The following is a 14,353-nucleotide window of genomic DNA, read 5'->3' on the forward strand; positions in this document are numbered from 1 at the left end:
GCGATATCATTCATACGAAAGTCTTCTGACCTGAAACACCAAGAGAATTTTTCAAAGGGTACTACATAAGAAAAAATTCCCGTCAAACACCCAGCCCAGGGGTGGCGAGGGGACGGGCGACGTCCCTTCGCGGTTTTCTTACATTCCAAATGTAAAACAAATCCCCCAGGGTACACACCCTGAAAAAACCAAATGTCAATGAAATTAACGGGTCAAAGGGCAGTCCCCTTTAATTACTGAATTGCAGCCTTCTTAACCTGCACCAGTGCCTTCGCCACCGCCGGAATAGAAATCACAATTACAGTAATAATAGCTTCTGCAACCAGATAGCTATAATTATACACAATAGGATAAACCGCAGTCAGAGATTTCGGGAAATTTTCCGGCATATAACTCATCCAATACAGATATCCCCCAAGTGCATGAAACGCACCCCTTGCGATAACCGCCGCAATATATCCCTTAAGCAGTCCATGGCTCTGCTTTGCAAAAAATCCCGCAACGCCAAGTGCAGCAAACGCAAGAATATAATCACAGCAAACCTGGAAGAAGGAAAGTACATATGGCTCCTGGATAAACTGCAGGATTCCATAAGCAAGACCGACAGTAATACCGGTTCCAACACCATACCAGTTAGCAACCAGTACAATGAGCAGCATACTGCAAAGAGTAACACTTCCACCCCACGGCAGAGTAAAAATCTTCAGATAAGAAGTAACAAAAGCAAGCGCCATTGCCACAGCACAGAACACAAGCTGCCTTGTAGTAAGCTTCTGTTTCTCTGAATGCTTGCCTGCAAAATAGATCGCAGCCAGAAACAGAACGATTCCGGCGATGATCGCGATGGCATATCCGGCTGTAGTCAGCCCGCCGTCACTTGTAACCATAAAGTTAAACATAAAATAAGACCTCCCTCGTCTTCGATTGAAATAACAGCCTTCGAAAAAGATGACAAGATTACCTTCGTCATCCTGAACCGGACCGATGAAGAACTCACAGCACATATCCGCCTCGGAGAATACTGTACAGAGATTACTGTTCAGCCGAAGTCCATCGGGTCCGGCGTGATGACGGAGTGGAAATAAATTAATAGTTGACATTTCGATAACTATGGCATATGCTAATAATAGCTAAGAAGTGAGGATAAACTTCCATAAGGCAAAACGAAAACCCCCAGAGTTGCCGCTCTGGGGGTTTTCTTGCTCGTTAACGGTGAGCTGTTCCGTTTAGGCTGTTGCTGCCTATCGTCTTCCGCTCAGCCATTTGCATATGTAGTAGCTAACTACGTTTGCTAACACGGAGACAAGAAATGAGGATAAAAATTCTTCCATAAGATTCACCTCCTTCCTGCTGGAGGGTCGGCAGCATTTATAGTATAACACAAATAAGAACAAAATGGGCGTAAAATATAAAATGTTTAGTACTGAAATATAAAAATGTAATCTTTAACGTTTTCAAGTTTTTTGACTTTAAACCCCAAAAGTACTTGTGTTTACAGGTTACTATGAGCTATACTGAAATGGTATCTGTCCGGAGCCTTATGTTTCGGTCGTGTGTGAAAATTGGGAGAGGATTTAAATTATGATTGTTACTTTAATTGAGAAAGTTTACAGCTTTCTGTGGGGAAATCTGGTGCGGATTCCGCTGCCGGGAGGCAGTTCACTTGGAATTTCACTGTTGATCATCCTGCTGATTCCTATAGGAATCTATTTTACGATCAGGACACGTTTCCTGCCGATCCGTCTGTTTCCGGATATGGTAAGTGCGCTGGTTGAGAAGAAGAAGGACAAAAACAGCCTGTCATCGTTCCAGACACTGGTCGTATCGACAGCGACCAGAGTTGGTATGGGAAATCTGGTCGGCGTGGTTGCGGCGATATCAGCCGGAGGAGCCGGGGCAGTGTTCTGGATGTGGATCACAGCACTGATCGGTTCGTCCACCGCCTTTATCGAGGCGACACTGGCACAGCTCTACAAAGAAAAAGACCCGCTGTATGGCGGTTACCGGGGCGGTCCGGCATACTATATCCATGCATACATAGAAGAAAAACAGCACAAAAAGAGAAAGAAAGTCGTGCTCTCTGTATTATTTGCAATCTCCGGTCTGATCTGCTGGTGTGGTATCAGCCAGGTTATCAGCAATTCTGTTGTTTCTTCCTTTAAGAATGCATTTTCTATTCCGCCGATCTATACGACGGTTGTACTGGTTGTAGTTGCTGCAGTGATCGTGCTTCGTAAGAATGCGACAGTCAAAGTGCTTGATATGGTTGTGCCGGTAATGGCAGTGTGCTATTTTGCAATCACAATTTTAATTATTGTGATGAACATTGGAAGCCTTCCGGGAGTTTTTGCAAGGATCTTTCAGGAAGCATTTGGACTTCGTCAGGCGGCAGCCGGCGGTTTCGGCGCAGTACTGATGAATGGAATCAAGAGAGGTCTGTTTTCCAACGAGGCAGGTTCCGGCTCTGCACCGTGTGCGGCAGCAGCGGCAGAATGTGATCAGCCGGTTAAGGCAGGACTTGTACAGGCACTTGGTGTTTTTGTAGATACGATCGTGATCTGCAGCTGTACTGCAATGATCATGCTCCTCGCACCGGAAGAAAAAGTCGCAGGACTTTCCGGGATGGATCTTCTGCAGACGGCAATGGAACATCATCTCGGAAGATTCGGCGTGATCTTCATTGCAGCGACACTGTTCCTGTTTAGTTTTTCCACCTTCCTTGGAATCCTGTTTTATGCGAGAAGCAATGTGGCCTATCTTTTTGGAGATAACTGGGCATCCCAGACTGCATACAAAGTTCTTGCACTTATTATGCTGTTCATCGGCGGTCTTGCGGCCTATACTTTTGTATGGGACCTTGGCGATGTGGGAATCGGCCTTATGACAGTCTTCAACATCATCATCCTGTACCCGCAGGGCGAAAAAGCATTGCGAGAGCTCAAAAAATACGAAGAAAGCAAAAAAGCAAAATAAATCAAAAGTCTTCCGGAACAAAAATTCTGGAAGACTTTTTTTATAAAAAACAAATTTGCAAAACTCCGGAGTATACTGAAAGTATAAACAACAGAACATACTTCTGAAGGAGGAAACATGATGGAAAATTTAAAGATAATGTGGAAAAAGACAGCGTGTGCAATTATGATCGTGGCAGTATTGGTCACTGGAATCCTGACACCGACACAGACGACACAGGCGGCAGTTTACAGTTGGATGAGGACTGCAAAAACAATGTATCTTAACAGGACGATCAACGGAACGGCAAGAAATAATGTAAAACCGACGCTGATGGATCCATATGACTGTTATGACGATTATTTTTATGTGAAAATTCCGGCAAGAATGGAACTATATCTTTCCATTTCTGTAGAGGGAACTTCTCCGTTTGATTTTATCAGAGTTTATAATAACAGTGGAAATGAAATCGGTTCTGTGTACAGTGGATGGTCTTATAACAGAAGCTCAAATAGATGTTATATCAAGATAAAAATGAATTTAAACGGCGGTTCTTATTATATCCGTCAGGCAGATATTTATAGATCCAACAGCGAAAAACACCGCTATTCCGTACGGCTTACCGGTCAGTTTGCAAATGCAGTTTCCTTTAGCGGACTCAGAAAGGCTTACTCCGGAGCCGCGAAATTAACATGGAGACGATTCAGTGGTGTAGATGGCTATGAAATCTTCCGGAGCACTTCTGCCCGTGGCACTTACAGACGAATTGCAACCGTCGGAAGAGGAACTACTTCCTGCACAAACCGCGGACTCAGAAGAAACGCCAGATACTACTACAGAATCCGTGGCTACAAAAACATAAACGGAACAAGAGTATACACAAAAACTTCTGCAACAAGATCTGTCAGAGTATAGCAAAATAATAAAATATCTGTATATCCCAGGCATCCGGCTTTTCGAAACCGGGTGCCTGATTTTGAGTTCACCTGCTTAATGCAACATCCCATTGGTTTTTGCACAGAAAAATGGTATAATTTTTTCAGCAAAACTTAAAGGGGAAGAAGGAGCATATATGGCGTCGACATTCGAAAAAATGATACAGGATTTCAGCAAAAAAGACACAACGAAACTTCTTGAAAAAGAAAAATGGTGATATCATTACAGCGACAACATATTCCGCAGATACGGAACTTGCTGATGGCGGAAAGGCAAAAATGCTGTCCATTCGTATCGAATAATATCAGGCGGCAGTCTGAAATACCATAAAAAAAACAAATATGCAAATCTTTTATTGTAAAATTATAGTGTAATATTATAATTAGAATAAAGGGGCGTGTATTATGGAAAATGGAGATATTGGATTATTAAGATACTGTTTTTCAGCAGCGGGTCAGAAAAATCAGAAAGAGACAGCAGACTGGCTTCAGAAAGTTTCAGACTGTCTGCAAAATGCCGGAGCAGGGAAGGTATTTATGGATGAAAAAAAGGACGAAATACTTTTCCGGGTCAATCACCGGAAAGCATCAGAGAAAAAAGACATTATAGAATACAGAGTAAAAATAATACCGGGCAGCAGCCAACTTACACTTGTACAGACAAATCTATGGGAGAACGAAGCACAGGCCAAAAAACTGATGTGCTGGTATGCGGCAAAACGTAATGAAAGACTCACGCATGATATACAGTATTCCATGAACCCGGTCCAACTAAAAGGAAAGGTCATACTCAGAAATGGATGGGAAACGGAACTGATACGTAGAACAGGAGAGATGAATCGCATCGTCATGAATGACAGAGAGATTTTTGAGGCATTGAGCAGAGGAAAGGTGCCGGACTGTATACAGAATCAGGTTCGCCAGGAGTACCAGGAGTATGAAAGGGAAATCAGACATGGCGTCGATATTTGAAAAGATGATACAGGATTTCAGAAGGAAAGATATGGCACAGCTTCTGGAGGAATGCATGAAGCCAGATGTGAAAAAAGCGAAAAAAATTCCACTGAGGTATCGTCTTATTGCAATAGGCTTTGTTTCACATATGACACTGGATGAGCTGGACAGCAAGTTAAAAGAGAACGGGTGTGAACAGCTGTATGCCCGTAATCAGGTGGAGGCAACGCTGATCTATGCTTTCCTGAAGGGATTTTCTTACGAAGAGTGGCTGAATCTGGAAAGGATCTGCCGGGAAATGAATGATGACAGAACCGATATGTGGTTTAACAGTTCGACCGTAACATATCGGGAACTTCGGGAATATGTCCGCCAGAATTCTGACATCACAGAAGAGGAACTTCAGACTCAGAAAGTTACAAGAAAGCTTCGCAGACAGATCGAAAAAAGTACTACCGAAGAAGATTTTCTGAAATTTATGGAGGACAACCGGGAAGATTTCTGTGTGGTCCGTGAGAAAGCCAGATATTATTTCTGCAAATATCTGTGCTATTATATCGAAGAGAAAACAGAAGCATACCTGGCAGCAAGAAAGAGTGGTTTTGGTCAGGAACAGACACTTGCAGAACTGAATGTACTGAAGTGCGTAGAGCTTCTTCGAAAGAAGTTTAAAGATGACCAGGAAATTCGTGAAGCGCTTCTGGACTGTGCGATTTCTTTTGGAAATATTTATGATGCATTTAATTATTTTTATTTTGAGTATGTTTCTACAGACTGGATGGAAATTCTGATGGATGGTTATCAGGGAAGCCTCAGTAGAATGTCAGAGAAAGAAATCGAATTTCTTGCCCATGCGATCCGGTCATATGAGGATGGATGGGATGAATTGTCAGATGAAGAAGTAATCCAAAGAAAAGTGCAGGAGATAGAAGAACAGGAATGTCTGAAAGACAGTCAGTATGCAAGGGAAGAAAGCAAGAGACAAACTTATCAGAAGAATCGTTCCGGAGAGAAATCGGTCCGCAGTTATATCAAAGGAGTGACGGATCTGGACAGGACGACACTTATCTGTTATCTTCTGTTTATGGGACAGGAATCTCTTGAAAACAAAGAAAGAGTGATGACCAGAGAAAGACTGGATCAGATTCTTCTGGAATGTGGATATGCAATGCTGCGGGACGGCGATGACTTTGATCGTTTTGTGATCCAGTATTTAGAGGTGGATGACCGCATGGGATTTCTCATGGAGAGTGTTGCAGATGCGGCAAGAAGCGAAAAGAATTTTTATCTCTATCATATGTATCAGGGAGCTGTAAGTGAAAATAAAAAACTCAGAACTCTGATAGACTGAGAGATTGCAATAAAAATCTGCATAACGGATGGAGAACAGAGCACGTATGGGAAAGATAACAATAACACTTAGAGAAGATCGCCTTCCGGAAGGAATCGTTTTGGCTGGAAAATGCCGTATTTTGAGGACTTTGCGGATGGGAGAATTTTCTGTTACTTATGAGGCAATGCTTGGAAACAGGAAAGTAGCTGTCAAAGAGTTTTATAACAGGGGCTGTATGTACCGGCAGGGTAACAGAGTTGTTCTGACAAATGAAGAAGACCAGCAGGAATTTGAGAAAGCAAAGCAGAAATTTGTAGAAGAGGCACGACGGCTCAGTAAGTTTGCCTCACAGCCGAATGTGGTTCGGGTGTATGGTTATTTTGAAGCAAATAATACGGTTTATATTATCATGGAGTTTCTCGATGGTCCCGGGCTGAATGAATATTTCCGAAAAAAAGGAAGAGTAGAGGCGGCAGAGATGTTTGGCATGCTGCTTCCGGTAATGCGGACACTGGACAAAATTCACGAGTCTGGAATCATTCACAGAGATATCAGTCCGGATAATATTAAATTTGCACAAAATGATGCTTCAGGGACAGGATTGAAGCTGATGGATTTTGGGTCTGCCAGAGATTATCTGAACAGAAATACCTATACTATGGAACTGAAGGATGGCTATGCTCCGCTGGAGCAGTACTCAGAACATGAACAGGGACCATGGACAGATGTTTATGCGCTCAGTGCAGTTATATATCGTGGAATCACAGGACAGAGACCAATGAGATCCGTCAGACGGGCAGAACATGATGATCTGCGCATGCCGTCGCAGCTCGGAATCCCGATTCCTCCTGTAATAGAAGAAATATTAAAAAGAGGATTGAGTATTCGGAAAGAAAACCGCTATCAGAAAATGGCGTCTATGATAAAAGATGTAGAAAAATTTTCGGGAGGAATGTGAAATGAGAGAAGCAGCAGAGAAACGACGGAAATTGTGGATACTGTTACTGGCTGTAATCTGCAGCAGCTTTGTAGTGGCAAACAGCAGTGTGATGCCTGTTCAGGCGGCAGAAGATACGGATGCGAATACCGGGGAAGTTGTGACTTCCGGCACATTTGGAGAATATAATGGAGAAATCTATACTGTGGATAAGGTTGCAAAGAAAGGGTATCACTGTATCTCCGGACAGTACAAAGATACGATGGCAATTTATCAGGACAAGATCTACTGGCGCAAATCCAGCACAGTTTCTGGTCAGTCGAGTGAGATCATCCGTATGGATCTGGACGGAGATAATCAGACGGTTCTTACAAATTCAGCGAAACCTAATGCAAAATTCTGTATCTATAATAATTATTTGTATTATACCTCCGGTGATGGCAGTCAGAACTACGATGGAAGAAAGATTGATCTTGCGACAGGAGAGGATGTAGAGAGCGGCAGTTATGTTTTTCGTTATGGAAATGAAAAGATATGGGTCTCTACGGGGATTGAAGACGGAGACTGGTATGTTTCAGAGCCCGGATTTGAAAATATACAGAAGGACGACAGTATCGAAGGTTCTGTACTGGGAATCGTAGGAAGCAAAGTCTGCTATATCTATCAGGATGGTGATACCTGGACAACCTGTGGATATGATATAAAAACAGGAAAGAAAGTAGTTCTTGAAAAGGGAAATGCTTCCAGATCAGTTGTCACAGGAGATGGACTTTACTACAAAAAGACAGAAGATGGAAATACTGTACTGTACAGAAGAAATATGCGAGATGGTTCTGTATCACAATACGATTTTGGCGGAATGAATCTGTATATAAGTGGCTGTAATGAAGTTGGAGATGCGACTTTCTTTATACAGTTCCTGCCGGATCAGGGTGAAAATAACACAGAATTATGGAGACTGGACCGCAGTACCGGGGAAAAAGAACGGATTGCTACCTGGTACAATGAAAATGCAGAAAATGCAGCAGAGGAACCATAAATACAAAAAAATGCCTCAGGGCAGTTTTTTATTAAAGAAACAGAAACTTGTATAGAAAAGAATGCAGTCAGAATCGTGTGGAATGCTTGCTGTAAACTGGCAGAAATGCTATATTTATTTTACAGACATAAATAAGAAAAGAATCGCTGTTTTTTGTATGGCGGGATCAGCTGTACAGGGAAGAGCGGGATGCGGAGGCATAGATCATGTTTAAAAAAATAGGAGATGAACGTGCATTTAACGGGATTCTGAATCAGATCATAGATAATATCCAGAATGGAAAACTAAAGGCAGGTGACGCACTTCCGGCAGAGCGGACAATGGCAGAGACTATGGGCGTGTCCAGACCGGCGGTAAGAGAAGTACTGCGGGCACTGGAACTGCTTGGGATCATCAAACCGGTTCCGGGAGGCGGGAATTATATTACTGAGAATCTGGATACCTGGCTGATCGGGCCTTTGACTATTCTTTTTAAGCTGAATAATGGATATCTGAAACAGAACCAGCAGTTCCGTGCAGCATTGGAGAGAGAAGCGGCAATCCTTGCTGCAAAGAAATGTACTCCGCTGGATGCAGCAGAACTCTGGATGATCCTCGACCGTCTGGATTCAGAGGAAGATGAGAAGACAAGGGGAGAGCTGGACCGTGAACTTCACACCAAAATTGCAAAGATCGCGGATAATCCGATGGTCTACAGTGTTCTGGCAGCAGCAGACCAGCTCACGGACAACATTGTATCCGGCACCAGAGATTATATCATGAGAAAAAATAATTCATCCAAAGACATAGATGAGCAGCATCACCGTCTGGTAGAGGCAATCATCAACAACGATGTGGAACAGGCAGAACACTGCATGTCTGAACACATGGATACGATCGAGCGTTATATGGATGAAATGCAGAAAGAGCGCAAACCAGAGGGAAAACGTATCTGAAAGTGTTGAAAGTAAATAATGAATAGATTACAATAGAGACATTAAAACAGCAACATCAAAATACTAAGATTCCACGGAGGATAACAGAAATGGATTACGCAAAAGAATCTTTAAGATTACATGGAGAATGGAAGGGCAACATCAGACCGGAAGCCGGCATGCCTGTTATGGAAGGAAAATGTGCATTATTCAAGGCTTTTGGTGATGTAGATGCATTCCCGCTCTGTATCAAGAGCAATGATGTGGATTAGATTGTAAATACGATTTATCTGATCTCAGGATCTTTTGGCGGAGTCAATCTGGAGGATATTTCCGCACCGAGATGTTTCGAAATCGAAAAGAAACTCAAAGAAAAATGTGACATACCGATTTTCCACGATGACCAGCACGGAACTGCGATCGTAGTATCTGCGGGGCTGACTAATGCGCTCAGACTTGTGAATAAGAAATTCTCAGAGGCCAGGGTAGTCATCAATGGTGCCGGATCTGCAGGTATTTCTATCTGTAAACTCCTTCTGGAACTTGGAATCGGTGATGTTGTTATGGTTGAACGCAAGGGAATCCCTGCACCGGGAGAAGAGTGGATGAACCCGGCACAGAAAGAAATTGCAGAAAAGACAAACAAAGAACAGATCCATGGAGACCTCAAGACTGCTATGAAGGGCAGAGATATCTTTGTCGGCGTATCTGCACCGAATATTGTCACAGCAGAGATGGTAAGCACAATGGCAGACGATGCGATCGTTTTTGCCATGGCAAACCCGCCACCGGAGATCATGCCGGATGAGGCAAGAAAAGGCGGAGCCAGAGTTATTGCAACAGGACGTTCTGATTTCCCGAACCAGATCAATAATGTACTGGTATTCCCGGGCGTGTTCAGAGGTGCTTTTGACGTAAGGGCAAGTGATATCAACGAAGAAATGAAGATTGCAGCAGCAAAGGCTATCGCAGATCTGATTTCAGATGAAGAACTTTTTGAGGACAATATTATTCCGAAGGCATTTGACAAGAGAGTGGGACCGGCAGTTGCGAAAGCAGTTGCAGAAGCGGCAAGAAAAACAGGCGTAGCCCGCATCTGACCGTATGATTCGGTAGTTGTATTTCAGGATGAAAAAAGAAGAAAATACAAGACTAAAAGAAATTCGAAGCCATGGGACCAAAACGTTCCCCTGCGCTGTATACAGAACAAGTTCAAAAGGTCAGGGTGTTATGGTGAAACATCACTGGCACGATGAAGTAGAGATGCTTTATTTTGATAAAGGTGGCTTTCTTTTGGAAGTCAACATGGAAGTTTATCCGGTTGAATCCGAATGTATCTGTTTCATTAATCCGGGAGAACTGCACAGCATTACAAAAATCTGCTCAGAGGAGTCGGGAGAGGACGCAATTGTGTTTCACCCGGCTGTCCTGAGTTTTGAATCTTATGATGCAGCGCAGATAGAACTGCTCCAGCCGATCCAGAACGGGCGGCTGCTTTTTCCGAGGCAGATTTTTCCAGGAGATGCTGTTTTTGAGGAGATTCGCCAGTACTTCAAAGAGATCCTGATGATTTTTCACAAAGACGGGACGGAGAAACTCTGGATGACCAAAGGCGGCGTTACCGATGATGTGGTGAGCCAGATGTACATTAAGTCCTCTTTGCTCCGGATCCTTGCAGTTCTGTGGAAATATCAGCTTTTTACTGTTATGACGGAGAATGGCAATAAGCGTGTTGAAGAGATCAAGAAAGTTCTTTCTTATATAAAGGGACACTATGACGAAAAAATATACATAAGAGATCTGGCGAAACTCATTAATATGAATGAACAGTATTTCTGCCGCTTTTTTAAGAAAAGCATCGGACGTTCACCGATGGTATATATCAATGAGTTTCGGATCCGTCAGGCAATGCATTTTCTGGAGGATACGGACGAGTCTGTGACAGAAGTTGCAATGGAGTGTGGATATAATAATCTCGGCAATTTTCTGCGGGAGTTTCACAGGCAGACGGGGACAACACCTCTGAAGTACAGAAAGAACAGCCAGAATAAGAAGAAATCTTTGACAAATATCTAAAGAATAGGTACAATAGCAGATATGTGAAAGGGGATTAAGATATGGCAAACTGGGAAAACAATATCCGCAAAGTTGTTCCGTATACTCCGGGAGAACAGCCAAATCAGCCGGATATGATCAAACTGAATACAAATGAAAACCCATATCCGCCGGCGCCGGGAGTACGAGAAGTGCTTCGCAATATGGATACCGATACACTGAGACTTTATCCGGATCCGGCAGCACTGGATCTTGTACGCGCAATTGCTGATACTTACGGGCTTTCGGATAATCAGGTGTTTGTAGGCGTAGGGTCTGATGATGTACTTGCAATGAGTTTCCTTACTTTCTTTAACAGTGAGAAACCAATCCTGTTTCCGGATATCACTTATTCTTTCTACGATGTATGGGCAGATCTTTTCCGTATTCCGTATGAGAGGCCGGTACTGGATGAGCATTTCCACATTCGCAAAGAAGATTACTTCGGGGAAAATGGAGGAATTGTATTTCCGAATCCAAATGCACCAACAGGTGTGGTAATGCCGCTTTCTGAAGTGGAGGACATTGTTGCACACAATCAGGATGTGATTGTGATCGTAGATGAAGCCTATGTGGATTTTGGCTCACAGTCAGCGCTTCCTCTCATCGAAAAATACGAGAATCTTCTGATCGTTCAGACATTTTCCAAGTCCAGGTCTATGGCGGGAATGAGAATCGGTTTTGCAATGGGTTCACCGAAACTGATTAAATATCTGAATGATGCCAAATATTCTTTCAACTCTTATACTATGGACAGAACCGCCCTGGCAGCAGGTGTGGCAGCAGTCAAAGATCAGGAGTATTTCTGCGAGACCTGTCATAAGATCATAGAGACAAGAGAGTGGACAAAGAAGGAACTCAGCAAACTCGGCTTTTCTTTTGAGGACTCCAAGGCAAACTTTATTTTTGCAACGCATGAGACCTGTCCGGCAGAGGATCTGTTTAAAGCACTGCGTGAACGCCACATCTATGTGAGATATTTCCCGGGTGGACGAACAGGAAATCATCTTCGCATTACTGTAGGAACCAGAGAAGAAATGGAAACTTTTATTGGATTCCTCAGAGACTATTTATCTGAATAAGGAGAAATATATTGGAAGTTTTAGTAAACTGGTTTACAAATACTCTTGGGCAGCATATCTCAAGAGAAATGGTGATCTTTATTATTTCCATGATTCCAATCCTGGAACTAAGGGGCGGACTTCTGGCAGCATCGCTTCTTAATATATCTATGGTGAAAGCGATTCCCATCTGTATTTTAGGAAATATAATTCCGATCCCGTTTATTCTGTTGTTTATCAAACAAATCTTCAAATGGCTCAAAAAAACAAAAATTTTCCGTGGACTTATTATAAAAATGGAAAACCGTGCAATGGGCAAGAGTGACCAGATCAAGAGATATGAATTTCTGGGGCTTTTGCTGTTTGTAGGAATCCCGCTTCCGGGAACCGGTGCATGGACAGGCTCACTGATCGCATCTCTTCTGGAAGTAGATATCAAGAAATCTTCGATCGCAATTTTCTGTGGTCTTATTATGGCAACTGTTATCATGAGTATAGTTTCTTATGGCGTTCTTGGAAATCTGATTCATTAAGGACCTGTAAGAAGAAAAATGAGAGGTTTTTTATGAGAGAAAAATATGAATCGTTGCCGCTGGCAACATTGAAAGACCTTGCAAAAGCAAGGGGATTAAGGGGAATTTCCACTCTGAGAAAGCCGGAACTGATCAACCGTATGCTTGAGGAGGATGAGAAGGAGGCTGCTCAGAAAGAATCTGCACCAAAGGTACAGAAGAGCGTTCAGACTGAAAAACCACAGGAAGTGGTGAGAGAACAGAGATATTTTGAACGGGCAAATGAAAAATCAGCACGTCAGAGTTTCAGAACTCGTGAAAACCGTACTTTTTATGATAATAATGAGAGACGAAATTATCAGGAGCGGAACAACTATCAGGAACGAAATCCGGAAGGTTATGCATATCGCAGTCAGGAGGACTATCAGGAGAGAACTCCGGAGTTTTTTAAAGCCCCGTCAGAGACAGCGCAGCTTGACAGCGGCGAGAAAGCAGATGGCATTCTGGAAGTGCTTCCGGATGGATACGGTTTTATCCGCTGTGAAAATTATCTGCCGGGAGAAAATGATATCTATGTTTCACCGTCCCAGATCCGCCGCTTCAATCTGAAGACCGGCGATATCCTTAAAGGAAGCATCCGCATCAAGACACAGGGTGAGAAGTTCAGTGCACTTCTCTATGTGGATTCGATCAATGGATTCCATCCAAGTGAAGGACAGAGACGTTATAATTTCGAAGATATGACTCCGATCTTCCCGAATGAGAGACTTCGTATGGAGCGTCCGGGCGGTACAGTTGCCATGCGTATCATGGATCTGTTAAGCCCGATCGGTAAAGGTCAGCGAGGCATGATCGTATCTCCACCGAAGGCTGGTAAGACCACACTTCTCAAGGATGTGGCCAAATCTATCCTCAAAAACAGCCCGAATATGCATCTCATCATTCTTCTGATCGATGAGCGTCCGGAGGAAGTAACTGATATCAAGGAAGAAATCCAGGGCAGCAATGTAGAGGTTATTTATTCTACATTTGACGAACTTCCGGAGCATCACAGACGAGTTTCAGAGATGGTCGTTGAGCGTGCACGCCGTCTTGTAGAGCATAAGCAGGATGTTACGATCCTCCTTGACTCCATTACGAGACTTGCCAGGGCATACAATCTCTGTGTAAATCCAAGTGGAAGAACGCTTTCCGGTGGTCTGGATCCGGCAGCCCTTCATATGCCGAAGAGATTTTTTGGCGCGGCACGTAATATGAGGGAGGGCGGAAGCCTGACGATCCTTGCAACGGCACTTGTAGAGACCGGAAGCAAGATGGACGATGTCATTTATGAAGAATTCAAGGGAACCGGTAACATGGAGCTTGTACTTGACCGTAAACTCCAGGAAAAACGAGTCTTCCCTGCAATCGATATTCAGAAATCAGGTACCAGAAGAGAGGACCTTCTTCTTAGTAAAGAAGAGCAGGAAGCTGTCTATAATATGCGTAAAGCACTGAACAGCCTCAAGGCTGAAGATGCAGTAGAGCAGATCCTGAACATGTTCTCCAGGACAAAGACAAATGCAGAATTTGTCCAGATGGCAAAAAAACAGAAATTTTTATAAATAGCTTGCAATTCAATA

General features: G+C 43.3%; 13 protein-coding genes and 1 pseudogene. 13 read left to right on the top strand and 1 reads right to left on the bottom strand.

Translation table 11 applies throughout. From position 1 onward, the window contains the following. Positions 1-233 precede the first annotated feature (233 nt). Positions 234-899: an energy-coupled thiamine transporter ThiT gene (locus tag DXC01_RS06875; RefSeq protein ID WP_118698594.1), complete on the bottom strand. Its 666-nt coding sequence runs from the start codon at positions 897-899 to the stop codon at positions 234-236. Between DXC01_RS06875 and DXC01_RS21430 the strand changes: the two genes are divergently transcribed. The 13 genes and pseudogenes from DXC01_RS21430 to rho all read left to right on the top strand — a co-directional run bounded on the left by DXC01_RS21430 (position 786) and on the right by rho (position 14,335). Further along, positions 786-1,085 (top strand): glycoside hydrolase family 30 beta sandwich domain-containing protein, encoded by a 300-nt coding sequence (locus DXC01_RS21430; RefSeq protein WP_118698644.1) that lies wholly within the window; start codon positions 786-788, stop codon positions 1,083-1,085. The two genes, DXC01_RS06875 and DXC01_RS21430, sit on opposite strands and share 114 nt — an antisense overlap. A gap of 496 nt (positions 1,086-1,581) precedes the next feature. Further along, positions 1,582-2,973 (top strand): alanine/glycine:cation symporter family protein, encoded by a 1,392-nt coding sequence (locus DXC01_RS06885; RefSeq protein ID WP_118698595.1) that lies wholly within the window; start codon positions 1,582-1,584, stop codon positions 2,971-2,973. Positions 2,974-3,090: 117 nt separating this feature from the next. Next, a complete protein-coding gene (locus DXC01_RS06890) occupies positions 3,091-3,867 on the top strand; it encodes a fibronectin type III domain-containing protein (RefSeq protein WP_147399626.1) in 777 nt (258 codons plus the stop codon). A 425-nt stretch (positions 3,868-4,292) separates the two neighbouring features. Beyond that, a complete protein-coding gene (locus DXC01_RS06895) occupies positions 4,293-4,859 on the top strand; it encodes a hypothetical protein (protein ID WP_118698597.1) in 567 nt (188 codons plus the stop codon). Continuing rightward, positions 4,825-6,192 (top strand): hypothetical protein, encoded by a 1,368-nt coding sequence (locus tag DXC01_RS06900; RefSeq protein WP_118698598.1) that lies wholly within the window; start codon positions 4,825-4,827, stop codon positions 6,190-6,192. Before DXC01_RS06895 ends, DXC01_RS06900 begins: the two co-directional genes overlap by 35 nt. A 46-nt stretch (positions 6,193-6,238) precedes the next feature. Beyond that, the gene (locus tag DXC01_RS06905; protein WP_158583623.1) at positions 6,239-7,132 is read left to right on the top strand and encodes a serine/threonine protein kinase; all 894 of its coding nucleotides are present in this window, start codon (positions 6,239-6,241) and stop codon (positions 7,130-7,132) included. Position 7,133: 1 nt separating this feature from the next. Beyond that, the gene (locus DXC01_RS06910) at positions 7,134-8,150 is read left to right on the top strand and encodes a DUF5050 domain-containing protein (protein WP_118698600.1); all 1,017 of its coding nucleotides are present in this window, start codon (positions 7,134-7,136) and stop codon (positions 8,148-8,150) included. Positions 8,151-8,356: 206 nt separating this feature from the next. Then, positions 8,357-9,085, top strand: a complete 729-nt coding sequence (locus DXC01_RS06915; RefSeq protein ID WP_118698601.1) for a FadR/GntR family transcriptional regulator — start codon at positions 8,357-8,359, stop codon at positions 9,083-9,085. Positions 9,086-9,174: 89 nt separating this feature from the next. Then, a pseudogene (locus DXC01_RS06920) lies at positions 9,175-10,164 on the top strand (NAD(P)-dependent malic enzyme). Between the two features lie 130 nt (positions 10,165-10,294). Next, complete coding sequence (locus DXC01_RS06925) at positions 10,295-11,140, top strand: AraC family transcriptional regulator (RefSeq protein WP_022215414.1); 846 nt, start codon at positions 10,295-10,297, stop codon at positions 11,138-11,140. A gap of 41 nt (positions 11,141-11,181) precedes the next feature. Next, on the top strand, positions 11,182-12,240 hold the full coding sequence (gene hisC, locus DXC01_RS06930) for a histidinol-phosphate transaminase (protein ID WP_118698602.1): 1,059 nt from the start codon (positions 11,182-11,184) through the stop codon (positions 12,238-12,240). Between the two features lie 11 nt (positions 12,241-12,251). Further along, on the top strand, positions 12,252-12,752 hold the full coding sequence (locus DXC01_RS06935) for a COG2426 family protein (protein ID WP_022215412.1): 501 nt from the start codon (positions 12,252-12,254) through the stop codon (positions 12,750-12,752). A gap of 32 nt (positions 12,753-12,784) precedes the next feature. Beyond that, positions 12,785-14,335, top strand: a complete 1,551-nt coding sequence (gene rho, locus DXC01_RS06940; protein WP_118252117.1) for a transcription termination factor Rho — start codon at positions 12,785-12,787, stop codon at positions 14,333-14,335. Positions 14,336-14,353 lie beyond the last annotated feature (18 nt).

The organism is Blautia sp. OM07-19, from assembly GCF_003481595.1.
GTDB lineage: Bacteria > Bacillota > Clostridia > Lachnospirales > Lachnospiraceae > Blautia_A > Blautia_A intestinihominis.